The sequence below is a fragment of the Inquilinus sp. Marseille-Q2685 genome, from assembly GCF_916619195.1.
Classification (GTDB): domain Bacteria; phylum Pseudomonadota; class Alphaproteobacteria; order DSM-16000; family Inquilinaceae; genus Inquilinus.
Genome location: NZ_CAKAKL010000008.1, coordinates 124,506 through 150,190 on the forward strand (window position 1 = coordinate 124,506; position 25,685 = coordinate 150,190).

Here is a 25,685-nt window from a genome sequence, read left to right on the forward strand (position 1 = left end):
ACTGAACCCCATTTAACCATTGAATTTCCAAATGGTCACGCCCGCTTCTATGGTGCAGCCGATCCGAAGGAGATCCGCCATGGACGCCGTGTCGATCCCGGCCCCCGGCCGCAGCGCCCTGGTGCGCTGGGGCTTCCCCGCCCTGTTCGTGGTGCTGTGGGCCTCGGCCTTCACCGCCGCGAAGGTGGCGGTGACCTATGCCCCGCCCTTCCTGCTGCTGTCGACGCGCTTCCTGCTGGCCGGGCTGGTGCTGGCCGCCATCGCCCGGCTGTCGGGCCGGCGCTGGAGCTTCGGCCCCGGCGCGGTGGCGCGCTTCGCCCTGCTCGGCATCGTCACCATGGCGGTCTACCTGACCCTGTCCTATTTCGGGATGCAGACCGTCACCTCGGGCTTCGCGGCGCTGATCATCAGCATGAACCCGGTGCTGACCGCGGTGCTGGCGCCGCCGCTCCTGGGCGAGCGGCTGACCCGGACGAGGCTGGCCGGGCTCGCGCTCGGCGTCCTCGGCGTCGCCATCGTGCTGCAGAGCCGACTCGGCGGCGGCATCGAGGGCCCGGTCGGCATCGCCTTCACCTTCGGCGCGCTGGTCGCCCTGTCCGCCGGCACCATCCTGTACAAGCGGATCGCGCCCTCCGGCGACCTCTGGTACGGCACCGCGGTCCAGACGCTCGCGGCCGGCGTCGTGCTGCTGCCGCTGGGCTTGGCGCTGGAGCCGGTCTCGGCGATCCGCTGGACGCCGGAGCTCCTGGCCGGCTTCCTCTGGCTCGCCCTCGCCGTGTCGCTGTGCAGCTATCTGCTGTGGTTCGACATGCTGGACCGGCTCGGCGCCTCGACCGCCAGCGCGCTGCACTTTCTGGTGCCGCCGATCGGCCTGCTGCTGGGCTGGGCGGTGCTGGGCGAACATGTGCCGCCGCTCGACCTGCTCGGCGTGGTGCCGATCGCGCTCGGCATCCGCCTCGTCACCCGCGCCACCCCGGCTACAGCGCGAAATCGCCGAGCTGCAGGCTGACCGCCCCCGACAGCGTGATCCGGAGATCCGCTGCGCCGTCGCCGTCGACATCGCCCAGGACCGTGGTCGCTCCGCCGTCGATCTCGTAGCGCAGCTCGCCGGCCTGGTGGCTGAACGGGGCGTTCCAGATGAAGCCGAAGCCCTGGCGGCCCGCCGCCGTGGCGTCGGCATCCATCACCACCAGGTCGATGACGTCGCCTTCGGCCTGGTGGAAATCGATGATCCAGTCCGCCCCCGTCCCGGCCTGGCTGTCGGTGACCGACCAGAACTCGAAGGCATCGGCACCGGCGCCGCCGCTCAGGGTATCGGCCCCGCCATCGCCGATCAGCCGGTCGCTGCCGTCGTTGCCGTAGAGCAGGTCGCCGGCGGGCCCGCCGCCGAGGAAGTCGTCGCCGCCCCAGCCGCGCAGATCGCTGCCCGAAGAGGTGCCGACCAGCACGTCGCCATAGGCCGTGCCCCAGACATTCTCGACGCCGGTGATGACATCCCCCTGGGCCTCGCCGAACTCGGCGATGCCGCGCCCGAGATCGACATGCACGCCCTCGAGGCCGTTGTAGTCGACGGTGTCGGTGCCGTCGCCGCCATCGATCGAGTCCGCCCCTGCCCCGCCCTGGAGGAAGTCGTCGGCCATGCCGCCGACCAGCCGGTCGTCGCCGTCGCGGCCATAGAGCGTGTCGTTGCCGCCGAAGCCGCGCAGCTCGTTGCCGGCGTCCGATCCGGCCAGGATGTCGCCATAGCCGCCGGTGCCCCAGACATTCTCGATGTCGAACAACCGGTCGCCCTCGGCTTCCCCGCCCCAGCCCTGCCCCGCGGCGAGGTCGACCGAAACGCCGGCATTGCCGTTGTAGTCGGCGGTGTCGATGCCCGCGCCGCCGAACAGGGCATCGGCCCCGGCGCCGCCTTGAAGGAAATCATTGCCGTCGAAGCCGAAGAGGATGTCGTCCCACGCGCCGCCGACAAGGAGATTGCCGGCGGCATCGCCATAGATCGTCGTCATGCATCGCTCCCGAGATGCGGAAGGCTCCGGGCTGCCGTCGCTACAGCACGAAATCCGAGGCCTGCAGGCCGATCGAGCCCGTCAGGCGGATGTGGAAATCGGAGGAGCCGTCGCCATCGACGTCGCCGCCGATGGTAGTGACGCCGTCGACGATGACAGTGCGCAGCTCGCCGGCGTGGTGGGTGTAGGCCCCGGTGCCGATGAAGCGGAACGCCTGGTTGCCGGCGGCCGCGGCGTTGGCGTCGATCGCCGACAGGTCGATGCGGTCGCCCTGGCCGTGGCTGAAATCGGTGATCCGGTCGGCCCCCGCCCCGGTCGGGCTCTGCGCCGCGCTGCTGTAGACGAAGCGGTCGGCCCCGGCCCCGCCGGTGAGCGTGTCCCTGCCGCCGGCGCCGGTGAGCACGTCGTTGCCGTTCCAGCCTTGCAGCACATTTGCGCCGGTGTTTCCGACCAGGCTGTCATGGCCCTGGCTGCCGCTGAGGTTCTCGATGCCGGTCAGCCTGTCGCCCTGGGCGTCGCCGCCGGTCCCGGTGCCGGAGACCAGGCTGACCGCGACCCCGGTCCTGCCGGTGTACCAGCTGGCGGTGTCGCTGCCGTTGCCGCCGTCGAGCGTGTCGGCGCCTGCCTCGCCGCGAAGCAGGTCGTTGCCGTCGAAGCCGCGCAGGACATTGGCGCCGGCATGGCCCGACAGCGTGTCGCCGCCCTGGCTGCCATTGACGTTCTCGATGCCGATCAGCACGTCGCCCTGGGCGTTGCCGCTGCGGCCGGTCCCGGCGGCGAGGTCGACCACCACGCCGACCGCGCCGTCGGTGTAGCTGACGGAATCGGTGCCGGCGCCGCCGTCGAGCCGGTCGGCCCCCTCGCCCCCGCGCAGGATGTCGCCGCCGTCGCCGCCCAGCAGCGCGTCGTCGCCGCCGAGGCCGCTGAGCGTGTCGTTGCCGCCCCAGCCCTGCAGCTGGTTGGCGTAGGAGGAGCCGGCGATCGTGTCATAGGCGCTGCCGCCGGAGACGTTCTCGACATCGGTGCCGATGACATCGCCCTCGGCGTCGCCGCCATGGCCGGTGCCCCCGATGGTCACGGTCAAGGCGGTGTCGCCCCAATACACGATCGTGTCGATGCCGTTGCCGCCGTTGATCCGGTCGCCGTCACCGTCGCCGCGGATGAGGTCGTTGCCGTCGCCGCCGTCCAGGACATCGGCGCCGCCATAGCCTTCCAGCCTGTCGTCGCCGCCCAGGCCAGTCAGGACATCATCGCCGGAGTAGCCGCGCAGGAGGTTGGCGGCGAAGTTCCCGATCAGCGTGTCGTTGTAGTAGGACCCAGCCAGGTCCTCGAAGACGCCGATGAAGACGTCCCCCTCGGCATTGCCGCTCCAGGCCGATCCGCTCGTCAGGTCGACGCCCACCCCGGCAGTGCTGTCGGTGTAGTCGAGCCAGTCGCTGCCGTCTCCGGCTTCGAGCCGGTCCCGCCCCGGCCCGCCGACAAAGACATTGTCGCCGCTGCTCCCGATCAGGACGTCGTCGCCATACCTGCCGTAAAGGACATCGTCGCCCTCGGCGCCGAGGAGCCGGTTGTTGCCGTAATCCCCGGACAGCCGGTCGTCATAGGGGCTGCCGCTGATGTTCTCGACACCCTGGATGGCGTCGCCCTCGGCATGGCCGCCGCGGGCGACGCGGTACTCCAGATCGACCTCGACCCCGGCGTCGCTGGCGAAGTATTCGACCGTGTCGGTGCCGTCGCCGCCGAGCAGGACGTCCGCCCCGGCCCAACCGCGCAGGAAATCGTCGCCGTAGCTGCCTTCAAGCTTGTCGTTGCCGTTGCCGCCGGTGAGATAGTCGTTGCCGATCATGCCCCAGAGCGTGTCGTCGCCGTCGTCGCCCCAGAGCCCGTCATTGCCGTCATAACCGCTCAGGACGTTGTTGGCCGCCGAACCTGCGATGGAATCGTTGGAATTGGTGCCCCAGACATTCTCGATGTCGCCATCGACCACGTCGCCATTCGCTTCGCCACCCCAGGAGGTGCCGCCGATGGCGACGTTGACCCCGATATCGCCGCGGTAGTCGACGGTGTCGATCCCGGCCCCGCCATGCAGCCCGTCGCCGCCGTTCCCGCCCTGGAGCAGGTCGTCGCCGTCGCCGCCCCAGAGATCGTCGTGGCCGTCGCCGCCATAGAGCGTGTCGTTGCCGCCGGCCCCGACCAGCAGGTCGTCGCCGCCGCGGCCATCCAGAAAGTCGTCCTCGGCGAAGCCGCCGGCGCCTTCATTGGCATCGGTACCGGTCCACTGGACCATGGAATTCTCCTGACAAGGGATGGGCCGCGGAACGGCGGCCGCCCGGACATGTGAAAGGCCGGCCCCTCAGGCCAGCGGTGTCCAGCTCTCGAACACATGCTCGCGGGCGATCCGGCCGTCGCGCATGTGGAAGACATGGACCAGCCGAAGCTCGATCCGCGACCCGACAGGCGCGTCGACCATGCCCTCGCCGGTCAGGCGGAAGCGGACGATGCAGTCGTCCACCACCCGGTCCACCGTCGCGAAGCGGTCGAGCGGCTCGATCTCGACATCGGCGATGGCCGAGAAGATCCGCCGGTAATTCGCCAGGATCGCCGCCTTGTCGGTCAGGCGCAGGCCGCGGGCCGGCGCCTCGAGCACGGCGTCGTCGGTGTAGAGGCTCATGACCGAGGCCGGGTCGCGCGCTTCGTTGCGGATATGCTCGTCGACGACGGCGAGGTTGGTCGTGATCGCATCAGCAGACATGCAGCAGTCCTTTCCCACCGGATGCGGCCCATCGGCCGCGATCCGCCCGATCTGTGATGAAGACGAAGAACCCATCCTGTCCGGTTCGGTCGCGACGCACCCTTCCACAGGGACGCATCGCCGCCGGCGGGTCGTGCCGCCGGGCCCGGTCGAGTGGGCGAAACGATGTCGGGAATCGGGACCGTCCTCAATCCCCGAGGATTAGGGGTACAGTCCTCGGGGCAAGGGCGCCTGGACGCTCAGGCGCCGGCCAGGACCTGCGTGATCGCCGCATCCAGCAGCTCGACGCCGAGGTCGATCTCGGCGTCGGTCACCGTCAGCGGCGGGGCGATGCGCATGGTGCCGCCCGAGGAGCCGGCGCGGACGATGTTGGCGGACAGGCCGAGCTCCAGCGCCGTGTCGGTCACCGCGTCGGAGATCCAGGCCGCGTCGCGGCCGCCGGCATCCGCGAATTCCAGCCCCAGCAGCAGGCCTCGGCCGCGGACGTCGCCGATGCAGGGGTTCCGCCGTTTCAGCCCGCGCAGGCCCTCCGCCAGCCGGGTTCCGCTCGCCACGGCCTTCGCCGCCAGCCCGTCGCGGACCACGATCTCCAGCACCTTCAGCCCGACCGCGGCGGGCAGCGGGTCGTTGACATGGGTGGTGTAGAACAGGAAGTCGCGCGCCTCGGCTTCGGCGGCGATCGCCTTGGTGGTCATCACCGCGGCCAGCGGCAGCCCGGCGCCCAGCGTCTTCGACAGGGTCAGGATATCCGGCACCACGCCGTCGCGCTCGAAGGCGAACATCAGGCCGGTGCGGCCGATGCCGGTCTGCGCCTCATCCAGGATCAGCAGCATGCCGCGGGCCCGGCAATGCGCCTGCAACGCCGCCAGGTAGCCCGGCGGCAGGTCCAGCACGCCGCCGCTGCTGAGGATCGGCTCGGCGATGAAGGCGGCCAGGTTGCCGGTGCTCTGCCGGTCCAGCAAGGCGAAGGAATCGTCCAGCTCCTGCCGCCAATCGACGCCGGGGAAGCGCGGACGATACGCGTTCGGCGCGGGAATCCCGAATTGGCCGGGCATCAGCGGGCCGGTGCCGCGCCGCCCGGCCTTGTAGGTGGCGGCCGCGGCGGCACCGGTCATGCCGTGCCAGGACTGGGGGAAGCCCACGATCTCCCATTTGCCGGTGACCAGCTTGGCCAGCCGGATCGCCGCCTCGTTCGACTCGCCGCCGGTCGACAACAGCATCACCTTCGGCAGGCCCGGCACCAGTTCGGCCAGGGCCTCGGCAAGGTCGACCACCGGCGCCGACAGCATCGAGGAGAACAGATGGTCGAGCCGCCCGACCGCCTCGCGCACCGTGGCCACGATCTCCGGGTGGGAATGGCCGAGGATGGCGCTCATCTGGCCGGAGGTGAAGTCGAGCACCCGGCGGCCGGCGGCGTCGTAGAGGAAGGCGCCCTCGGCCCGCACCGGGACGAAGGGCACGAAATCGCCACCATAGCGCAGCAGGTGGCGCCGGGCGCGGGTCCAGAAGACGGGGTCGAGGTCGGCGGAGACGGCGTCCATGGCAAGCGGCTCTCCTGGTGAGGCATTCACTATCCTCCGCCCCGCCCTCCTCGGCCGCAAACGCAGAGAATTCGCTGGACTCATGAGAGGAATTCACCATTCATCGGGCGATGACGCGGTCGAACCTGCCGCTGCGCGCGCTCGCGGCCTTCGAGGCCGCCGCCCGCCTGGAGAGCTTCCGGGCGGCGGCGGAGGAGCTGGCGCTGACCCCGTCGGCGGTCAGCCACCAGGTGCGGATCCTGGAGCGACGGCTGGGGCTGCGGCTGTTCGACCGGGTCGGCCGCGGCGTCGTGCTGTCACCAGAGGGATCCGAGCTGTTCGGCCGGATCGGCGGCAGCTTCGACGCCCTGGCCGAGGCGGTCGAGACCGCCGCGCGGCGTGGCCGGCGCCCCCGCCGGTCCGAGGTGGTGTTGCGGCGCCCCCCGCCGTCATTGGCGGGATGCTGGGTACTGCCCCGCCTGCCCGCCTTCCTGGCCGCGCATCCGGAGATCGACCTGCGGGTCCATGCCGATCTGCGGCTCGCCGCCGACAGCGGCGCCCGGTCGGAGGCCGACGGGGTGGACCTGACGATCGGGTATGGCGATCACGTGCCGGCGACGGCCGTGCCGCTGCTGACCGAGACCGTGCAACCGCTCTGCGCCCCGGCCCTTGCCGCCCGCGCCGACCCGCGCGCGCCGCGCGGCCCGCCGGATCTGCCGCTGATCGTCACTCGCGACAACCGCCTGTCCTGGGAGGTTTGGTTTCGGCGCCAGGGCGTGGCGCTGGACGACGGCTTCGCCGGTACCATCCAACTCGACCCGTCGCATGTCGCGATCGAGGCGGCGGTGAAGGGCCTCGGCGTGGTGCTGGAGAGCGACGTGTTGGCCGGGGACGCGCTGCGCGACGGCCGGCTGGTCGCCCCCTTCCCGGGGCTGGGCGTGACCTGGCCCGCCTATTGGCTCGCCGTCGCCCGCGGCTCGGCGGGGCGGGAGAGCGTGGAGACGGTGCGCGTTTGGCTGCTGGGCAGCGCGGCGCGCACGGCCTGGGGTTAGAGAAGGCGTCAGCTACTCGCGTTGCCTCTCCCGCCAGGCGGGAGAGGCAACGCATTACGCTCTATATCTACGCCACCCGGGGCAGCGGCTGCGCCTTGGCCGGCGGGCGCAGCGCCTCCGGGATCCACTCGCCATGCGCCGCCAGCAGGGCGTCGACCAGCTTCCAGATCTGGTCGAGGTCCAGCTCCGCCGCCGTGTGCGGGTCCAGCATGGCGGCGTGGTAGATGTGGTCGCGGTTGCCGGTCAGCAGCGCCTCGACCGTCAGCGACTGGACGTTGATGTTGGTCTGCATCAGCGCCGCCAGATGCGGCGGCAGCCGGCCGATGCCGATCGGCTGCACGCCGTTGCGGTCGACCAGGCAGGGCACCTCGACCGTGCAGTCCTGCGGCAGGTTGTCGATCAGCCCGTGGTTCTGCACGTTGCCGTAGATCACCGCCGGCCGGCCGGTCTCCTTGGCGTGGATGATGGTCGAGCCGTATTCGACGCTGCGCTTGATCTCCAGCGGCACGGTCGGGTCCTGCAGCTGGGCCTTCAGCGCGCCCCATTTGTCGATCTGGCGCTCGCAGCGGGTGATGTACTCGTCGAGCGGGATGTTGAACCGGTCGACGATCTCCTCGCGCCCGCGCTTGATGTACCACGGCACGTATTCGCTGAAATGCTCGCTGGATTCGGTGACGAAGTAGCCGAGCCGCAGGAACATGTCGTAGCGGACGCGGTTCCACTCCGGCACCCGCCCCTCCTCCACCACCTTGCGGATCAGGGGCGTCAGGTCTTCGCCGTCGCGCTCGAACTTCAGGTAGAAGGCCATGTGGTTGATGCCGCCGCAGAGATAGCTGATCTCCTCGACCGGCACGCCGATGTCCTCGGCGATCTCCGCCGCGGTGCCCTGCACGCTGTGGCACAGGCCGACGGTCTTGATCCTGGTCGCCCGGTTCAGCGCCCAGCAGTTCATCGCCATCGGGTTGGCGTATTGCAGATGGGTCACGTCCGGGCACAGCCGCTCCATGTCCCGCGCGTGCTCCAGCAGCACCGGCACGGTGCGCAGCGCCCGCATGATGCCGCCGATGCCGAGCGTGTCGGCGATGGTCTGGCGCAGCCCGTAGGTCTTCGGCACCTCGAAATCGGTCACGGTGCAGGGCTTGTAGCCGCCGACCTGGATCATGGTGATGGCGTAGTCGGCGCCATCGAGCGCCCGGGCGCGGTCGGTCGTCGCCTCGATCGTCGCGGGCGCCTTCAGGGTCTCGGCGATGCGGCGGGCCACGACCTCGGAGGTGGCAAGGCGCTCCGGATCGATGTCGTAGAGGGTGATGCGCGCATCCGCCAGCTCCGGATAGGACAGGATGTCGCCGATCAGGTTCTTGGCGAAGACCGTGCTGCCGGCGCCGATGAAGGTGATCTTGGGAGAGGTCATGCGGAGAGTCCCGGTTGGCGGAAAGGCCCGCGGCGCGGCGGCCGCGGGCCGGGTGGAAGAGCTATTCGAACAGGGCGTTGACCTGGTCGTTCGCTTCCTTCAGCAGCGGCGCGACCGGCACGTCCTCGAGGAAGATCCGGTCGAAGGCCACGTTCATGGTCGACACGACCTGCGGCGAGTAGTCGGTGATCGGATAGAGGAAGGTCTGGTCCGGCGTCGCCTCGCTGGTGAAGGCGGTGACATCCTGGCCACGGGCGGCGAAGGCGTCCTGCGCCATCTTCGCCGCCTCCGGGATCGCCGGGAAGACGACGCCGGCCTTGCCGATGATGCCCTGGCATTCCATCGATCCCAGGAACTTGACCCATTCCCAGGCCTCGTCCGGATGCTTGGTGCCGGTCCAGATCGAATCGCCCAGGCCGTTGAACATGCTCTTGCGGCCTTGCGGCCCCTTCGGCAGCGGCACGAAGCCGTAGGGGAAGGACACGTTCTGGGCGTACCAGGTCGAGTTCCAGGAGCCGTCGGGGACGATCGCGCCCTTGCCGGCGCCGAGCAGCGCGGTGCCGCCGAGGCCGCCGACATCCTTCTGCGGCAGGGCGTAACCCTTCTTCAGCCACAGATCGCGCAGCCAGGTCAGCGTCTCCGCCAGGACCGGATCGTCGTAGTGGTACTTGGTGCCCCAGGGCTCGTCGATGAACTTGAAGCCGGCGGAGACGGCCAGCCAGCTCCACTGCGTCTGGCCATAGGCGTCGGGCCCGATCTTGGGGGCGATCAGGCCGTACTGCACCACGCGCTTCGGGTCGAAGCCCGGCTCGTCGCCCCGTTTGCCGTTGGCGTCGAGCGACAGCCGGGCCAGGATCTTCTCGAAGCTGCCGCCGTCCTTCGGGCTCCAGGTGGCGTTCCGCAGCTCGTCGACCGTCACCCCGGCCTTGTCCAGCATGTCCTTATTGTAGACCAGGGCGACCGTGTCCCAGTCCTTGGGCATGCCGTAGAGCTTGCCGTCGCGGGTCCAGAGATCGACGAGGCCGGGGCTGAAGATGCCGGTGTCGACCTTGTCGCGCTCGACCAGCGGCGTCAGGTCCATGATCTGCTCGTTGGCGACGAATTCGGGGTAGGAGCGCAGATGGTCGGCGAAGACGTCCGGCGCCTCGCCCGAGACGAATCCGGTCGACAGCGTGGTCCAGTAATCGGTCCAGGCGTACTGCGTCACCTTGACGGTAATGTCGGGATGCTTGGCGTGGAAGGCGTCGGCGCATTGCTGATAGTGCGGCGCCTGCAGCGCATCCCACAGCCAGTAGTTCAGCGTGGTCTCGGCCCGGGCGGCGCCGGTCGCAGCCAGGACCGCCACGGACAGCAATAGGGTCTTCGGCAGACTCACACGCATCTCAAGCCTCCTCCGATCTCGTTTGTGGACGCCGCGGGTCATTTCAGCCCGCTGAACTGCAGGGATTCGACGACGCGCCGGCCGAACAGAACGAGCAGGACGATCACCGGCACGATCGACAGCACGGTGGCGGCCGTCATCCCGGTCCAGTCCGGATTGCCGCTCTGCTGCTGCGACTTGAAGGCGGACAGCGCCACCGAGATGACCCGGACCTCGGCGTCGCGCCCGACCAGGAACGGCCAGAAGAAGTCGTTCCAGGCGTTGATCGACAAGAGGATCGCCAGGGTGGCGATGGCGCTCTTGTGCACCGGCAGCACCACGCTCCAGAAGGTCCGGAACGGCGTGGCGCCGTCGATCCGCGCCGCCTCCTCCAGCTCGCGCGGGGTCGACAGGAAGAACTGGCGCAGGAAGAACACGGCGAAGGGCGACATCAGCAGCGTCGGCGCCACCATGCCCTGGAAGGTGTTCAGCCAGCCCAGCTCCCGGATCAGCACGAAGTTCGGGATGAACAGCACGATCGCCGGGATCATGGTGGCGGCGATGAACAGGTAGAAGATCACCGTCGACCCGACGAAGCGGATGCGGGCGAAGGCGTAGGCGGCCAGCGCCGAGAAGAAGATCTGCCCGCCCACCGTCAGCAGCGTGAAGATCAGGCTGTTGCGCAGCGCCAGGGCGAAGTTGATCGGTGTCGACGGGGTGGCGGGGTTGACCGGCGCCAGCCCCAGCACGCGGCGGAAGTTGTCGAGGGTAACGTCCATCGGCACCAGCAGCGTCGCCTGGTCGAACAGGGTCGAACTCGGCACCAGCGCGGTCTTCAGCGTGATCCAGAGCGGGAACAGCGAGCAGACGATGAAGGCGGCCAGAACCGCCCAGGCGACCAGGCGGCCGAAGGACAGGCGCCGGGCGGAAGGCAGCGGCAGGGTGATCGCGGTCATGGCTGCCTCACTCGAGATCCGAGCTGCCGGCGCGCAGCGCGCGCATCTGCAGGATGGTGATCAGGATCAGCACCGCGAACAGCACCACCGACATCGCCGAGGCGTAGCCCATCTTCGAGAAGCGGAAGGCGCTCTCGTAGACGTACCAGATGATGGCGCTGGTCGAGTTCGCCGGCCCGCCCTGGGTGGTGACGGCGATGGTGTCGAACACCTGGAACGACCCGATCACGCTGGTCACCAGCACGAACACCAGGACCGGGCGCAGCAGCGGCAGGGTGATGCGGCGGAACACCACCCACTCCCCCGCCCCTTCCAGCCGTGCCGCCTCGTACAGCGACCGCGGGATCGCCTGCAGACCGGCGTAGAACAGGAGGGCGGTGAGGCCGACATGGCGCCAGATGTTGATGCCGGCGACCGACATGATGGCGAGGTCCGGCGTCGCCAGGAAGGACTGGCGCGGCACGCCGACCAGCCCGAGGAAGGCGTTGGTCATGCCCAGCAGCGGATCCAGCAGCCACAGCCAGATCAGCGCGGCGATGACGTTGGACAGCAGATAGGGCGCGATCACCACCGCCCGCAGCGCCACCGATTTGCTCAGCCGGTCCATCATCACCGCGAGGACGAGGCCCAGCACGGTCTGCAGCGGGATGTTGTAGAGCACATAGGCGATTGTGATGCGCGCCGACTGCCAGAAGCGCGGATCGTCGGCCAGCTTCAGGTAGTTGTCGAAGCCGACGAATTTCGGCGCCCGCATCAGGTTCCAGTCGGTCAGGCTGATCTCGATCGCCCGCAGCGTCGGGTAGAGATAGAAGATGGCGAAGCCGATCAGCGCCGGCAGGATGAACAGCCAGCCGATCACGTTGCGCTGCAGCGCCGCCCGCAGCTTCGGGCGGGACCGCAGCCAGCCGGCTGCGGCCGCCGGCCTGCTCAACTCCGCTGCCACCATCCTCGACCGTCCTCCCCGGATCGGGCCCCGGCTCCCATGAAAGCGAGGCTTCTGTCTGCGGATGACACGTGTCACTATCATTACTAACACGTGTTAGCTATAGTCAAACGAGATCCGGCCGGCTTGTCAAGCGCCGACCGGCATGGCAGGAGGGGACGAGGCGTTCCGGCCGGCCGGGCGCCCCGTGAAGCGGATGGACATGGAACGACGCAAGGTCACCAGCCACGACGTCGCCCGCCGGGCCGGGGTGTCGCGCGCCACCGTCTCGATGGTGCTGAACCGGTCCGACGCGGTGGTGATCAGTGCCGAGACCCGGCAGCGCGTGCTGGAGGCCGCGGCGGCGCTGGGCTACCGGCCGAACTCGGCGGCGCGCATGCTGGTGCGCGGCGATACCGAGACCATCGGCCTGGTGGTCACCGACCCGCAGGTGCTGGCGGTCGACGGCTTCGTGCCGCAGCTCTTGTACGGCATCAGCCAGGCGACGCAGGAGAGCGGCTACCGCATCCTGTTGGAGGGGGTGGAGCCCGGCGCCGGCCCGCATGCCTATGGCGAGCTGGTGGAGGGCCGCCGGATCGACGGGCTGATCGTGCTGAACCCGCCGACCGACGCGCCGCAGATCCACGCCCTGATCGACCAGGGCTTCCCGCTGGTGCTGCTGGGCTCGGTCCGCCACCCGCGCGAGCATGCGGTGAACTTCTCCACCCGCCGCGCCATCCGCCGCTCGATGGACCATCTGGTCGGGCTGGGCCACCGGGCGATCGCCCATATCGGCTTCTCGCCGCCCGGCTTCGTCGCCACCGACGCGCGGCTGAACTCCTACCGCGAGTCCTTGCGTGCGCACGGCATCGAGCCGGACGACCGGCTGGTCGCCTATGGCGCCTTCAGCGCGGAGAGCGGCCACCGGGCGATGCGCGAGCTGCTCGACCGAGGCGGCCCGCGGCCGACGGCGGTGCTGGCCGGCAACGACACCATCGCGCTCGGCGCCCTGGCGGCGCTGGTCGATGCCGGGCTGTCGGTGCCCGACGACATCGCCATTGTCGGTTTCGACGACCTGCCCTTCGCCGCCCTGCTGCGCCCCGCCCTGACCACGGTGCGCAACCCGGGCGTCGAGCAGGGCCGCCAGGCGGCGCAGTTGCTGATCCGCCTCCTGAAGGGCGAAACGATCGAACAGCGTCGCATCGCCCTGCCGACCGAGCTGGTGGTCCGCGATTCCTGCGGCGCCCGGCGGCGCCAGATCAGAGGATGAAGTCCGAGGCCGCCAGCTGCGTCAGGTCCCGGACCTTCACGGCAAGATCGGCGACGCGGTCGCCGTTGGCATCGGCCGAGACCAGGAGATCCGCGCCCATGGCCTCATAGCGCAGCTCGCCGGCCGTGCCGCTGAAGGCCGCGGCGCCGATGAAGGCGAAGGCCTGGTCGTCCGGCGCGGCGGGATCGGCGTCGATGCGCGAGAGGTCGATCGTGTCGCGGAAGGTGAAGTCGAGGATGGTGTCCTCCTGTCCCGGCAGGCTTTCCACCAGCCGGTCGATCCGGATGATGTCGGCGCCCCTGCCGCTCAGCAGGCCGTCGGCGCCGCGCCCGCCGACCAGGATGTCGTCGCCGTCGCTGCCCTCCAGGCGATCGGTGCCGCCGCGGCCGGAGAGGAGGTCGTCGCCGCCGTAGCCTGCAAGGCGGCTCCCCCTGTCCGTGCCGACAAGGATGTCGTGTCCGGAACTGCCATAGGCATCCTCGAAATTGAGGACCGTCGCTTCGACGAACACGCCCGGTTCATCCATCAGACCGATCAGTGCGGTCCCGTTCTCCAGATGGACGAAGACGCCCCGACCCCCGAGGCTCAGAATGTCCTTGCCGTCGCCGCCGTCGAAAAAGATGTCCGGGCCCGCGCCGCGGTAGATGGCCGCGTAGTCGTCTCCCGCCCCGCCATGGAATCTGGTGTCCCCGATCCTGGCCTCGTCCCACAGTCTCAGAGACTCCGAGCCCGGACCGCCATGGACCGTGTCTCCGCCATCACCGAGCCAGATGTTGACGTGTCCCGTATTCCCCTGATCCACCTCGATCAGATCCGAGCCGGTATAGGCTTCGACGTGGTTCCAATCATCATTGGCGGGTACGACGAGATGGTCGTCGCCGTCAGTGCCGTAGATCTCGAGATGGTCGGCGGCGACGGCGCTCTGGACCTCGGTCATCTCTTTCCTCCGTGAATGATGCCTGGCTGTGCGCCCGGCAGGCGCGGACCGTTGGCGCGGGTCAAAGGATGAAATCGTCTCTCGCCATGGCGGCCACCTCCGTCACCGTGACGGCAAAGTCGGCGACCTTGTCGCCATCGGCATCCGCCGAGAGCCGCACGCCGTTCCACACGGCCTCGGTGCGCAGCTCGCCGGCCGTGCCGCTGAAGGCGGCGGCGCCGATGAAGACGAAGGCCTGGTTCCCTGGCGTGGTCAGGTCGGCATCGACGCGCCACAGATCGATCCGGTCCTTGATGCTGAACTTGACGATGGTGTCTTCCTGGCCCGGCAGGCTGTCGGCGAGCTGGCTGAACCGGATGACGTCGACGCCCCGGCCGCTGTCGAGCAGGTCGGCGCCGGTCCCTCCGACCAGCGTGTCGTTGCCCTCGCCACCGGTCAGCTCGTCGTTCCCGCCGCGGCCGGACAGGAGGTCGTGCCCGCCATAGCCGCGGAACAGCTCGTCGGCACCCGACCCGGCGATGATGTCGTACCCCTCGGTGCCGAAGATGCGCTCGAAATTGCGCACGGTCGCTTCGTAGAACAGGCCCGACCCGTCATTGGGCGACAGATGCGCGATGCCGGTCTCCAGGTTGATATGGGCGGCGCGGCCGCGCGGCCAGAACTCGTCCATGCCGCCTTCGCCGCCGTCCAGGACGTTGCCGGCGCCCGAGCCTCCGCCGCCGCCGGCAAAGCCGACGGAATCGTCCCCTGCGCCGCCATGGAAGGTGACGTTCTCGATCCTGGAGAGGAAATCGATGCCCAGGCGGTCCGAGCCGGCTCCGCCGACGACCGTGTCGCCCCCATCCCAGAAGGTGATGACGTTGTCGCTGGCGTTCTCCGGATCGACCTCGACCAGATCCACGCCGCTTTGCCCCTGAATGATATTGTATTCGCCGTTATCGGGCACGATGATGTGGTCGTCACCCGTGGTTCCATAGAACCAGGCCATTGCCGCCCTCCAGTGATGAAGGATGATACGGCAACATCTCATAAGATTATGACATAGTCACTTTTCCGATTTTAAGGAACTTATAGAGCAATATTTGCCAATCAAGATAATAATACAGATCGGTTACGGCAAAGCGCAGCCCGGACGGCCGAACAGCGCGGCCAGGCCGCAGGCCGAGGTCAGCATGCGGTCGCCGTCATGGGCCGACGCCCTCGACCAGCAGCAGCCTCTGCCGGAATTCACCGGGATGGCGCCCGCGCAGATACTGCACATAGGCCTCGCCGCGGGCGAGGCGGTAGGGTCCCTGCGCCTCCGCCATGCAGGTCTTGTCCAGCGCCGGGTGGTTCGGATCGGTGTCGGCGGTGCCGAGCAGATAGGTCACGTCGCGGCCGAGATAGGCCTGCTCCAGCGCCGCCGGAAGCGCCGATCCGGCATAGGCCGGCAGGTCGGCCATGCCGTATTTCCAGCGGTCGAATTTCGGGCAGGACGCGGCGCCGGCAAAGGGGCCGAAGCCGCCCTTCCCGTCCGGCCGGTCGGCGCTGAAATAGGCATAGGTTGAAGGATTGGCGACGACGTAGCGCACGGCGATGCCGGCCGCGACCGGCCCCGCCTCGCCCTTGCCCAGGATGGCGTAGCGCTGCACCACCTGGCCGCCGCCGGAATGGCCGGCCACCACGATCGTCTGCAGGTCCGGGAACAGCGCGCGGTCGGCCAGCTTCGCCAGGATCGCGTCGAGCGCGGCGAAGGAGCTGATCGGGGCCGGGCCCTTGGCGTCGGCGCCGCCCTCCCAGCCGGTCGTGCCCCACCGCAGCGTCCCGGCGGGCAGGTGATGGGCCGCCGCTTCGATCTCGGAGAGGAACTGCGGCACCACCAGGATCGCGGCCGTCCCCGCTTCCCCCGCCGCCGCCAGCGCCTTCTCGCCCGAGGCGTTGTAGACATCGGCGTTGCGCAGCCGGCCATGGATGACGATCACCGCCCGGGTGACGCCCGGCTGCGGCTTCGACCAGTCGCGCGAGACGTAGAGCGCCAGCTCACCGGTGCCGGCCGGCGTGGTCACCGCCAGACGCCGGTCGGCCACCACCTTCACCGGCTTTTCGGGCGAGCTCTCATCGGCCGCGTGCAGCGGCGGGCCCGACAGGGCGACCAGGCCCGTCACCATGGCGAGGACCCCGAGGACATATCGCAGAACCATGCAGCATCTCCCTGGCCGATCGTTCCCTGCACGATGGGAAGGCGGCGGGCCGTCGGTCCCGCCGCCCGGCTGCGTCACTCCGCCGGGGCGGGGGCCGTGCCTTCGTCTTCGCGGCGTATATGCGCCGGGACTTGTCGCCCCTGTATGTCGGGCCGTCGCCGAAGCCCTGATCCCGCTGGCTCTTGATCGCGGCGCCGCGGCGGCGATGATAGGGACGCCGGATATCCGGCGCCCCTCGCGACCAGGAGACCCCGCGTGACCGATCCGGCCTGGTTGTCGGCAGCCGAGCTGTCGAGCCTCTACGCCGCCCGCGACCTGTCCCCGGTCGAGGCGACGCGGGCCAGCCTCGCCCGGATCGAGCGGCTGGACCCGCAGCTCAACGCCTTCTGCGGCGTCTATCCCGAGGAGGCGCTGGCCGCCGCGCGGCAGTCGGAGGCGCGCTGGCGCGAGGGCCGGCCGCTGAGCCCGATCGACGGCGTCCCGACCTCGGTCAAGGACCTGGTGCTGGCCCGCGGCTGGCCGACCCTGCGCGGGTCGAAGACGGTCGACCCTGCAGGCCCTTGGGACCAGGACGCGCCGTCGGTGGCGCGGCTGCGCGAGGCCGGGGCGGTGCTGGTCGGCCGCACCACCACGCCGGAATTCGGCTGGAAGGGGGTCACCGATTCGGCGCTGACCGGCATCACCCGCAACCCCTGGGACCCGACCAAGACGCCCGGCGGCTCCTCCGGCGGCGCGGCGGTGGCGGCGGCCACCGGCATGGCGGCGCTGAATATCGGTAGCGACGGCGGCGGGTCGATCCGCATCCCAGCCGGCTTCACCGGCATCTTCGGGCTGAAGCCCAGCTTCGGCCGGGTGCCCGCCTATCCGCTGAGCCCCTTCGGCACCGTCTCGCATCTCGGGCCGATGACCCGCACGGTGCGCGACGCGGCGCTGATGCTGTCGGTGATGGCGCGGCCCGACCCGCGCGACTGGACCGCCCTGCCCTTCCCGGTCACCGATTTCACCGAGGGGCTGGAGGACGGCGTCCGCGGCCTGCGCATTGCCTATGCCCCGACCCTGGACGACGCGCCGGTCGACCCCGAGGTCGCGGCGTCGGTGGCGAAGGCGGTCGAGGTCTTCGCCGAGCTCGGCGCCCGGGTCGAGACGGTGACGCTGGACCTGCCCGGCACCGGCCCGATCTTCCGCGCCCACTGGTTCGTCGGCGCAGCGACGCTCCTGGCCTCGATCCCAGGGGAGAAGCACGCCCTGATCGATCCCGGCCTGCGCGCCGTGGCGGCCGAGGGCGCGGCGATCCCGCTGCTCGACTACACGAGGGCGACTCTGGCCCGCGGCCGGCTGGGCGTGGCGATGAACCGGTTCCACCAGGACTGGGACCTGCTGCTGATGCCGTCGCTGCCGATCCCGGCCTTCGCCGCCGGGCAGAACCTGCCGGAGGCGCCGGACGGCTCGACCTGGGCCAACTGGACGCCCTTCACCTACCCCTTCAACCTGACGCAGCAGCCGGCGGCCAGCGTGCCCTGCGGCCTGACCGCCTCGGGCCTGCCGATCGGCCTGCAGATCGTCGGCCCGATGTTCCAGGACGCGCTGGTGCTGCGCGCCGCGCGCGCCTTCGAGGCGGTGCACCCGGCGCCGCTGCCGCCGCTGGCCCGCCCATGAACGCACGATCGTGACCGAGACCGAGCCCTTCTGGCGCCGCAAGCGCCTGGACCAGATGACCCGTGGAGAGTGGGAATCGCTGTGCGACGGCTGTGGCCGCTGCTGCCTGCACAAGCTGCGCGACGCCGACGAGCCGCCGGACACGCCGAATGTCGACTACACCGACATCGCCTGCAAGCTCCTGGACACCCACAGCTGCCGCTGCACGCATTACCCGACCCGCCGGCGCTACGTGCCGGACTGCGTGCGGCTGACGCCGAAGAATGTCGACCATCTCGGCTGGATGCCTTCGACCTGCGCCTACCGGCTGCTGTCCGAGGGCGAGGACCTGTACTGGTGGCATCCGCTGGTCTCCGGCGACCCGGAGACGGTGCACGTCGCCGGCATCAGCGTGCGCGACAGGGTGATCTCCGAGACCGAGGTCGAGGAGGACGAGTACGAGTACCACATCGTTGAGTGGCCGGCCTGACCGGCCGGCGGGTCGACCGGCCGGCGTGAGCCCTCTCAGGGCAGATCCTTCCGCGGCAGCACCGGCTTGGGCAGGGGTGCCAGCTCGACCGATTTCGACTGGCCGCCAAGGAATTCGGGGTCGAGCAGCCCGCCGCCGGACGGGTCGCCGCCCGGCGGCGCCCCGGCGTTGACCGGCCCCATGACGCCGGCATTGTGGACCGGGTTGCCGAAGAACTGCGACCGGCCGCCCTGCGGATTGCCCTTCTCGATCTCCGCCTGGGCCGCGGACACCCGGCCGGCCAGCTCCCGTGAATAGGGCAGCAGATAGGCCCTCGGTACGCCGCTCGGCAGGTTGGAATCGTCCAGTTCCTCCAGCCAGAGATGGATGGCGCCGGGATCGCCGCGCACGGGATTCGGCTCCAGCACGCGCGTCCACAGCAGCTGGAAGCGGTCCGGCACCGCCACCGGCGCCGACCAGCCGAGCAGGTTCTGGGTGGCGAAGAACACCACGACGTAGCAGCCGCTGGCGGCCAGGATCGCCGCGATCTTGACCAGCCGCCTGACCGGCAGCCAGATCAGCACCGCGAGCAGCAGCACGCTCAGCAGCACATAGGCCAGGGACAGGCCGAGGACGCTGGTCTGCAGCGACATCATCACTGGCCGTTCTTCCAGCTGTTGTGGAAGGTCTGCAGGATCGACCGCTGGATGTGGCTGGTCTCCGTCACCGCGCCCGCCGCATCCAGGGTGAAGCGCACCGCCGTCTTCTCCTGCCCGCCCTGGTCGAGATCGACCGTCTCCTTGGCCACGATCGTCACCGACGGGTTGAGCTTCTGGACGGTGACCGTCACCGGCACCGGCTGCCCGGTCAGCGCCGCGAAGTGATAAACGTTCACCGTGTATTCGCCGGCGACGATGCCGCGCAGGCTGACCAGTTCCTGCCTCGTCGCCGTCAGCACCTTGCGGCCGTTCACCAGGACGAAGTCGTTGACGCCGCCGCGGTCGTCGCGGTCCAGCAGCATGAATCCGGCCTCGCGCCGGCGGAACCAGACGATGTTGCCGAGCGGGTCCTGGACGAAGATGTCGAAATCGTCGGGATGGTTGTCCGGCCAGTCCAGGCTGATCAGGAACTCGGCCTTGCTGTCGACCTTCCCCTCCTTCGCCTCAGGCGCGACGATCAAGAGCGCGACGAAGAACAGGAAGGCCAGGATCTGCAGCGCCTTGAACAGCACCACGCTGAACGGGTCGAAGGCCTCGTCGCGGGGCAGCAGGTCGAAGTCGTCGATCATTCGGCGGGCGCCCGGGCTTCCAGCGCCGAGACCACATGGACCTCGGTGAGGTCGACCGCGAAGGCGAAGATCTTCGCCGTGGCGCTGTCCAGCAGCGCGTACTGGATCTTGAGGAGGACGGAGCCCGCCAGGCCGACCAGCGTGGTGTACATGGCGACCGCCATGCCGTCGCTCATCAGCGACATCGACGACCGCACCGCCTCGCGGTTCTCGGTGTCCAGCCCGGCGATCGGCGCCAGCATCATGATGAAGCCGATGATGGTGCCCAGCAGGCCCAGCTTCATCAGCATGTCGCTGGCGAAGGCGCCGAAGGCGTTCGATCCGCGCAGCCGGCTGGCGAGCACCCGCAGCAGAAGCGTCTGGTCGAGCCGTTCGGTGCCCTGCAGCGCGGCCTTGGTGACGAGGTCGCGGATATGGCTCGAAACCAGGCCGGGCGGCAGGCCGTCTTTCCCCTCGCCGCCCCCGCCGTCCAGGATCCGGCGGCCGTTCCCGACCACGGCCCGGGCCGTCCTCAGGGCCGCGTCGCCCTCCCATGAGACGATCAGGACGCGCCACAGGCAGTGCAGGCTGCTGGCGACATAGAGCAGCACGATGGTCAGCGAGATATGGGTCGGGTCGCTCGCCACCATCCGGCCGATCAGGCCGAAATACCACAGGAGGACGAAGGCAAAGAGGCTGACGCCGGTGAAGATCAGCCAGGGCAGCAGCGGGTCGCGCCCGGGCAGCTCGACTCTGCGCTCGCTCATGCAGGGGCTCCGGCAACTCGTCGGCGATGGCTCGGAGCGTATCGGTCCGGCATGCCGCAAGGCCTGGGCACCGGTCACGAACCGGCTTGGGCAATATGCCCGAACTGCGCCGCGGCCCGGTCTCCGCGCTTGCCAGCCGGGGGGCCGGCGACCAGTATCGACAAGGATCCCTTCGTGCGGGGGCGACCCATGAACCTTTTCGTTCATCTCGTCTTGCGCCTGGCCGCGGTCGTCCTGCTCTGCCTGGCCTGCGCCGTCGGCTGGGTGCTGGTCGACACCCATCGCACCATCGAGAGGGAGGCGGCGGCCTCCGCCGAGAGGGTCGCCGGCACCCTCGAGACGCTGTACTGGCGCGAGCTGCTGTGGCGTGGCGGGATGAGGCGCGAGCATCTGGTGCCGGTCCCGGACTGGGAGACGCTGGCGACGATGAAGGTCATCTCGCCCGGCGTCTGCGTCACCTTCGCCCCCGGCAGCGAGGCGCCGCAGCGCCTGTGCAGCCAGCTGGAGACGATCGCCGATCCGGCGCCGTCCTGGTTCCGGGCCGTCTACGACCAGCTCTTCGGCCCCTATGCCCGGACCGAGTGGCCGCTGTCAGCGCGGCAGCCCCTGGCCGGCACGGTCTCGGCCGAGCCGGACCGCGGCGCCGCGATCCGGCAGGCCTGGCACCAGATCACCGTCGTGCTCAGCGTCGCGGCTCTCCTCGCGGCGGGCATCGGCATCCTGGCCGCCCTGTGCATCGGCCACTCGCTGATGCCGACCCGGACCATCGTCGCCGGCCTGCAGCGCCTCGGGCGAGGCGACTACAGCTACCGCCTGCCCCATTACCGCACGGCGGAGTTCGACCGGATCTCCCGCGCGGTGAACGACCTGACCGCCCGGCTGGCCGAGACCACGGCGCAGCGGATGGCACTGACCAACCGCCTGTTCCAGGTGCAGGAGGAGGAGCGCCGGGCGCTGGCCCGGGACCTGCATGACGAGTTCGGCCAGTGCCTCGCCGCGGTCGGCGCCCTGGCCACGGTGATCGAGATGGAGGCGGCGGACCGCCCCGACCTCGCCAAGGACGCGCGCTCGATCCGCGACACCAGCAAGCGCATGGCGGCGACGCTGCGCGGCGCCCTCGCGCGGCTGCGGTCGCAGGAGGTCGAGGAGCTCGGCCTGGAGGCCAGCCTGGCCCAGCTCGTCGCCGGCTGGAACGCGCAGAAGGACCGGCAGGCGGCCTTCCATCTCGACATCGTCGGCAGCCTCGCCGGCCTGCCCGAGGCGACCAGCCTGAGCATCTACCGCATCGCCCAGGAATGCCTGACCAACGCCGCACGCCACGGCAAGCCGCGCGATGTCCGCCTGCAGGTGCAGCGGGTCGACGCGGAGGGCCGCGATGCCGTGGCGGTCAGCGTCGAGGATGACGGCGGCGGCACCCTGTCCCGCCTGGGCTGGGCGCCAGGCTACGGCATCCTCGGCATCCGCGAACGGGTCGCGGCGCTGGGCGGCAGCCTGTCGATCAGCCAGGCGCGCTGGGGCGTGCGGGTCGCCGCCCTGATCCCCCTGCTGCCGGCCGGACAGGCAGCGGCGGCTCCGGCGTGACCGATCTCACCATCCTGCTGGTCGACGACCATCCCATCGTGCGGGAAGGCTACAGGCGGCTGCTGGAGCGCATGCCGGGCTACCGGGTGGTGGCGGAGGCCCATGACGCCGCGTCCGCCTACCAGGCCTACCAGAAGGCGAAGCCCGACGTCGTGGTGATGGACCTGTCGCTGCCCGGCATCGGCGGGATCGAGGCGCTGCGGCATATCCGGCAGTGGGACCGCGATGCCCGGGTCCTGATCTTCACCATGCACAGCGGCGCCGGCTTCGCCCTGAAGGCCTTCGAGGCCGGCGCCGCCGGCTATGTCACCAAGGGCAGCGACGCGGCCGAGCTGGTCAGCTCCATCGCGGTCGTCGCCAAGGGCGGCCGGGCGATGAGCGACGACGTCGCCCGCGAGATCGCCGCCGAGCGCCTGGCCCGGCCAAGCTCGCCGCTGGACGATCTCAGCCCGCGGGAGGCGGAGATCCTGCGTCTCGTCGCCTCGGGCTGGTCGGATGAGGAGATCGCGGCCTCGCTGCATCTCAGCCTGAAGACGGTGCGTAACTACCACTACCAGATCAAGGCGAAGGTCGGCGCCCGCACCGACGCCCATTTGGTGTGGCTGGCCATGGGCATGGGCCTGGTCCAGGCCGGACCGCAGGGATCGGCGGCCTCGGCGAAGTGACTCGGTGTCCCGTTGAAGCTTCCCGGGATGCGAACGAGGGTAGCCGCAGCGGTCCTTGAGATCGCCTCTCCCGTCTTTTCCCCGTCATGGCGAGGCGCGCAGCGCCGTGGCCATCCAGAGATCGAGCCGCTGGATGGCCGCGCCCCTTCGGGGCTCGCCATGACGCCCAATAGGTCCGGCCGCTGGTTTGTGTTGGCGGCCAAGGGGCCAAGGCGGCAATGTCACGTCCCGGACGGAACCGACGGAGTCGACATGTCAGGACAGGGCGTGACACTGCTCGATGGCGGCATGGGACGGCAGCTGGCGCGGATGGGCGCGCCGTTCCGGCAGCCGGAATGGTCGGCGCTGGCGCTGATGGAGGCGCCCGAGACGGTGCAGGCGGCCCACGAGGCCTTCATCGCCGCCGGGGCAGAGGTGATCACCACCAACAGCTACGCGGTCGTGCCCTTCCATATCGGCGAAGAGCGCTTCACCGCACGGGGGCTGGAATTGGCGGACCTGTCCGGCCGGCTGGCGCGACGGGCCGCGGCGTCGGCCGCCCCGGTGCGGGTGGCGGGATCGCTGCCGCCGCTGTTCGGCTCGTACCGCCCCGACCTGTTCGAGCCGGAGCGCGCGCCGGAGATCGCCCGGATCCTGGTCGATGGGCTGACGCCGCATGTCGATCTCTGGCTGGCCGAGACCCAGAGCTCGATCCGTGAGGTCGCCGCGGCGGCCGCGGCCGTGGCGAGAACCGGCAAGCCGCTATGGATCTCCTACACCATCGAGGACGAGCGGCCCGAGCCCGGAGCGCCGCGGCTGCGCTCCGGTGAGACCGTCGAGGAGGCGGTGCGCGCGACGCTCGACCTCGGCGCGCAGGCGGTGCTGTTCAATTGCAGCCAGCCCGAGGTGATGGGCGATGCCATCGCTGCCGCGGCCCGGGTGATCGGCGAGGCCCGGTCGGCGGCCCGGATCGGCGTCTACGCCAACGCCTTCCCGCCGCAGCCCGAAGACGCGACGGCCAACGAAGGCCTGTCGGAGCTGCGGGCCGATCTCGACCCCGACAGCTATCTCCGCTGGATCCGGCGCTGGGTCGGGCTCGGCGCCACCCTGGTCGGCGGCTGCTGCGGCATCGGCCCGGAGCACATCGCCCGCATCCGTGCGGCACTGCCGGAGTTGCCCCGGACCGCGTAGGTTGGGTTCGCGCAGCGAACCCAACATCCCGCCGGCGGAGCCCACTGTTGGGTTCGCCTGCGGCGAACCCAACCTACTCGGCACGCTCAACGAGTACATTTTCGTTCGACATATTGACGCCCGGCATCCCTCGCGCTACGACTGACATGTCAGATCGACATCACTGGCCGCGCACCAACGAAGGCGGCCCACCCAGGGAGATGGACGTGGCCCAGCCAGCCGAGCGTTTCGGACTTTCCGCGGCACTGACCGTCCCCTTCCGCCCCGATGGCGGGGTCGACTTCCCGCGCTTCGTCGCGCATGTGCGCTGGTGCCTGGCGCAGGGCTGCCGCACCGTCACCGCCTTCGGCACCACCGGCGAGGGCGCCGCCTTCTCCCTGTCCGAGCGTGAGCAGGTGCTGGGCGCCCTGGCCGGCGCCGGCATCGAGGGGCGCCAGCTGGTCGGCGGCATCTCCGCCTCCTCGGCCGAGGACGCCGTGGCGCAGGCGCGGCTGGCGCTGGACTTCGGGGCCGACGCGCTGCTGCTGCCCCCGCCCTTCTACTTCAAGGGCGTCGGCGATGAGGGCCTGTTCGGCTGGTTCGCCCGGGTGTTCGAGCAGCTGGGCGCCGCCGCACGCGGCGTCATCCTCTATCACATCCCCAGCGTCACCCAGGTGCCGCTGTCGGTCGAGCTGGTCGGCCGGCTGCGCGACGCCTTCCCCGAGGTGATCCGCGGCGTCAAGGATTCCTCCGGCAGCTGGGACTACGCCCAGGCCCTGCTGGCGCAGCATCGCGACCTGGCGATCCTGATCGGCGACGAGCGCTGCCTCGCCGCCGCGGTCCGGCTCGGCGGCCAGGGCGCCATCTCCGGCGTCGCCAACATCTACCCCGAGGCGATGCTGCCGCTGGTGCAGGAGGGGCGCGAGGACGACCGCATCCACCGCCTGGTCGAGGCGCTGCTGGCCTATCCGGTGATCCCGGCGGTCAAGGCGCTGGTGGCGCATCGGACGGGCGACCCGGCCTGGCTGGCCACCCGCGCGCCGCTGCAGCCGCTGTCGCCGGCCGAGGCGGCACGGCTCGGCGCCGCGGCGGACAGGCTGTTCACGACCATGGCGGAGGCTGGATGAGCGACGACCGCGCCGAGCCGCTGAAGCTGCGCGAGAAGGCCTATGACAGCTTCACCCAGCACCTGCTGGCCAACAACCTGCACGCCGGGCAGTTCATCTCCCAGCGCGAGCTGGTGGCGCTGACGCAGATGCCGCTCGGCGCCATCCGCGAGCTGGTGCCGCGGCTGGAGGCCGAGGGGCTGATCAAGACGGTGCCGCAGCGCGGCATGCAGATCATGCACATCGACCTGACCATGATCCGCGACGCCTACCAGTTCCGCCTGTTCCTGGAGAAGGAGGCGACCGCCGCCTTCGCCCGCACCGTGACCGATGGCGGCTTGGCGCTGCTGCGCGCGCAGCATGAGGAGATCATCGCCCGGGTCGGGCGCGAAGGCGCCACCCAGCAGGTGATCGACGACGCCCAGGCCACCGACTGGGGCCTGCACGACATCATCATCGACGCCCTGGGCAACGAGATCATCTCCAAGGCCTATCGCGTCAACTCGATCAAGATCCGGCTGATCCGGCGCGAGCTGACCGGCATCGCCGGCCTCGTCGTGCCGGTGATGCAGGAGCATCTCGGCATCATCGACGCGATCGCGAGCCGGGATCCGGTCCGCGCCGCCGAGGCGATGACGGCGCATATCGCCAACGCCCGCAACCGCGCCCTCGGGCTATAA

24 protein-coding genes are annotated in these 25,685 nt (G+C 70.0%); 10 read left to right on the top strand and 14 right to left on the bottom strand.

The window, feature by feature from the left end:
- Window positions 1-79: 79 nt before the first annotated feature.
- Window positions 80-1,009, top strand: a complete 930-nt coding sequence (locus tag LG391_RS28190) for a DMT family transporter (RefSeq protein WP_225771385.1) — start codon at window positions 80-82, stop codon at window positions 1,007-1,009.
- Here the strand turns inward: LG391_RS28190 and LG391_RS28195 are convergent.
- From LG391_RS28195 to LG391_RS28210, 4 genes are all read right to left on the bottom strand, one after another.
- Window positions 978-2,006, bottom strand: coding sequence for a calcium-binding protein (locus LG391_RS28195; protein WP_225771386.1), 1,029 nt, complete (start codon window positions 2,004-2,006; stop codon window positions 978-980). The two genes, LG391_RS28190 and LG391_RS28195, sit on opposite strands and share 32 nt — an antisense overlap.
- 40 nt (window positions 2,007-2,046) lie before the next feature.
- Window positions 2,047-4,293, bottom strand: a complete 2,247-nt coding sequence (locus LG391_RS28200; RefSeq protein ID WP_225771387.1) for a calcium-binding protein — start codon at window positions 4,291-4,293, stop codon at window positions 2,047-2,049.
- A 66-nt stretch (window positions 4,294-4,359) separates the two neighbouring features.
- Window positions 4,360-4,758, bottom strand: coding sequence for a nuclear transport factor 2 family protein (locus tag LG391_RS28205; protein WP_225771388.1), 399 nt, complete (start codon window positions 4,756-4,758; stop codon window positions 4,360-4,362).
- 239 nt (window positions 4,759-4,997) lie between these two features.
- Window positions 4,998-6,299, bottom strand: a complete 1,302-nt coding sequence (locus tag LG391_RS28210) for an aspartate aminotransferase family protein (protein WP_225771389.1) — start codon at window positions 6,297-6,299, stop codon at window positions 4,998-5,000.
- A 110-nt stretch (window positions 6,300-6,409) separates the two neighbouring features.
- Here LG391_RS28210 and LG391_RS28215 point away from each other — a divergent pair, with 110 nt between their 5' ends.
- Window positions 6,410-7,330: a LysR substrate-binding domain-containing protein gene (locus LG391_RS28215; RefSeq protein WP_225771390.1), complete on the top strand. Its 921-nt coding sequence runs from the start codon at window positions 6,410-6,412 to the stop codon at window positions 7,328-7,330.
- Between the two features lie 67 nt (window positions 7,331-7,397).
- Here the strand turns inward: LG391_RS28215 and LG391_RS28220 are convergent, their stop codons facing one another.
- The 4 genes from LG391_RS28220 to LG391_RS28235 form a co-directional block, all read right to left on the bottom strand.
- A complete protein-coding gene (locus LG391_RS28220) occupies window positions 7,398-8,741 on the bottom strand; it encodes an alpha-glucosidase/alpha-galactosidase (RefSeq protein WP_225771391.1) in 1,344 nt (447 codons plus the stop codon).
- A gap of 61 nt (window positions 8,742-8,802) precedes the next feature.
- Window positions 8,803-10,122 carry a sugar ABC transporter substrate-binding protein gene (locus tag LG391_RS28225; RefSeq protein WP_225771392.1) on the bottom strand — a complete coding sequence of 440 codons (1,320 nt, stop codon included), beginning with the start codon at window positions 10,120-10,122 and terminating at the stop codon, window positions 8,803-8,805.
- A 38-nt stretch (window positions 10,123-10,160) separates the two neighbouring features.
- Window positions 10,161-11,057, bottom strand: a complete 897-nt coding sequence (locus LG391_RS28230) for a carbohydrate ABC transporter permease (RefSeq protein ID WP_225771393.1) — start codon at window positions 11,055-11,057, stop codon at window positions 10,161-10,163.
- Between the two features lie 7 nt (window positions 11,058-11,064).
- On the bottom strand, window positions 11,065-11,988 hold the full coding sequence (locus LG391_RS28235) for a carbohydrate ABC transporter permease (RefSeq protein WP_225771394.1): 924 nt from the start codon (window positions 11,986-11,988) through the stop codon (window positions 11,065-11,067).
- Window positions 11,989-12,202: 214 nt separating this feature from the next.
- Here LG391_RS28235 and LG391_RS28240 point away from each other — a divergent pair, with 214 nt between their 5' ends.
- Window positions 12,203-13,249 (top strand): LacI family DNA-binding transcriptional regulator, encoded by a 1,047-nt coding sequence (locus LG391_RS28240; protein ID WP_225771395.1) that lies wholly within the window; start codon window positions 12,203-12,205, stop codon window positions 13,247-13,249.
- On the opposite strand, the gene LG391_RS28245 is transcribed toward LG391_RS28240, so the two are convergent.
- The 3 genes from LG391_RS28245 to LG391_RS28255 all read right to left on the bottom strand — a co-directional run bounded on the left by LG391_RS28245 (window position 13,239) and on the right by LG391_RS28255 (window position 16,366).
- On the bottom strand, window positions 13,239-14,186 hold the full coding sequence (locus LG391_RS28245; RefSeq protein ID WP_225771396.1) for a calcium-binding protein: 948 nt from the start codon (window positions 14,184-14,186) through the stop codon (window positions 13,239-13,241). The two genes, LG391_RS28240 and LG391_RS28245, sit on opposite strands and share 11 nt — an antisense overlap.
- 61 nt (window positions 14,187-14,247) lie before the next feature.
- Entirely contained in the window at window positions 14,248-15,174 is a 927-nt protein-coding gene (locus LG391_RS34900) for a M10 family metallopeptidase C-terminal domain-containing protein (protein WP_304608571.1), read from the bottom strand.
- Between the two features lie 196 nt (window positions 15,175-15,370).
- Complete coding sequence (locus LG391_RS28255) at window positions 15,371-16,366, bottom strand: hypothetical protein (protein WP_225771397.1); 996 nt, start codon at window positions 16,364-16,366, stop codon at window positions 15,371-15,373.
- 255 nt (window positions 16,367-16,621) lie between these two features.
- Here LG391_RS28255 and LG391_RS28260 point away from each other — a divergent pair, with 255 nt between their 5' ends.
- Window positions 16,622-18,022, top strand: a complete 1,401-nt coding sequence (locus LG391_RS28260) for an amidase (RefSeq protein WP_225771398.1) — start codon at window positions 16,622-16,624, stop codon at window positions 18,020-18,022.
- 10 nt (window positions 18,023-18,032) lie between these two features.
- Window positions 18,033-18,491 carry a YcgN family cysteine cluster protein gene (locus LG391_RS28265; RefSeq protein ID WP_225771399.1) on the top strand — a complete coding sequence of 153 codons (459 nt, stop codon included), beginning with the start codon at window positions 18,033-18,035 and terminating at the stop codon, window positions 18,489-18,491.
- Window positions 18,492-18,526: 35 nt separating this feature from the next.
- On the opposite strand, the gene LG391_RS28270 is transcribed toward LG391_RS28265, so the two are convergent.
- The 3 genes from LG391_RS28270 to LG391_RS28280 are packed head-to-tail and all read right to left on the bottom strand — an operon-like array spanning window position 18,527 to window position 20,504.
- Window positions 18,527-19,126, bottom strand: coding sequence for a hypothetical protein (locus tag LG391_RS28270; protein WP_225771400.1), 600 nt, complete (start codon window positions 19,124-19,126; stop codon window positions 18,527-18,529).
- Window positions 19,126-19,758, bottom strand: a complete 633-nt coding sequence (locus LG391_RS28275) for a hypothetical protein (RefSeq protein WP_225771401.1) — start codon at window positions 19,756-19,758, stop codon at window positions 19,126-19,128. Before LG391_RS28275 ends, LG391_RS28270 begins: the two co-directional genes overlap by 1 nt.
- Window positions 19,755-20,504 (bottom strand): MotA/TolQ/ExbB proton channel family protein, encoded by a 750-nt coding sequence (locus LG391_RS28280; protein ID WP_225771402.1) that lies wholly within the window; start codon window positions 20,502-20,504, stop codon window positions 19,755-19,757. Before LG391_RS28280 ends, LG391_RS28275 begins: the two co-directional genes overlap by 4 nt.
- Before the next feature lie 189 nt (window positions 20,505-20,693).
- Between LG391_RS28280 and LG391_RS28285 the strand changes: the two genes are divergently transcribed.
- The 5 genes from LG391_RS28285 to LG391_RS28305 all read left to right on the top strand — a co-directional run bounded on the left by LG391_RS28285 (window position 20,694) and on the right by LG391_RS28305 (window position 25,685).
- Window positions 20,694-22,085: a histidine kinase gene (locus tag LG391_RS28285; RefSeq protein WP_225771403.1), complete on the top strand. Its 1,392-nt coding sequence runs from the start codon at window positions 20,694-20,696 to the stop codon at window positions 22,083-22,085.
- Window positions 22,082-22,750 (top strand): response regulator transcription factor, encoded by a 669-nt coding sequence (locus tag LG391_RS28290; protein WP_225771404.1) that lies wholly within the window; start codon window positions 22,082-22,084, stop codon window positions 22,748-22,750. The genes LG391_RS28285 and LG391_RS28290 overlap by 4 nt, the downstream gene beginning before the upstream one ends.
- Window positions 22,751-23,017: 267 nt before the next feature.
- Window positions 23,018-23,920 carry a homocysteine S-methyltransferase family protein gene (locus LG391_RS28295; RefSeq protein ID WP_225771405.1) on the top strand — a complete coding sequence of 301 codons (903 nt, stop codon included), beginning with the start codon at window positions 23,018-23,020 and terminating at the stop codon, window positions 23,918-23,920.
- A gap of 206 nt (window positions 23,921-24,126) precedes the next feature.
- Window positions 24,127-25,026, top strand: coding sequence for a dihydrodipicolinate synthase family protein (locus tag LG391_RS28300; RefSeq protein ID WP_225771406.1), 900 nt, complete (start codon window positions 24,127-24,129; stop codon window positions 25,024-25,026).
- Window positions 25,023-25,685 (top strand): GntR family transcriptional regulator, encoded by a 663-nt coding sequence (locus LG391_RS28305; protein WP_225771407.1) that lies wholly within the window; start codon window positions 25,023-25,025, stop codon window positions 25,683-25,685. Before LG391_RS28300 ends, LG391_RS28305 begins: the two co-directional genes overlap by 4 nt.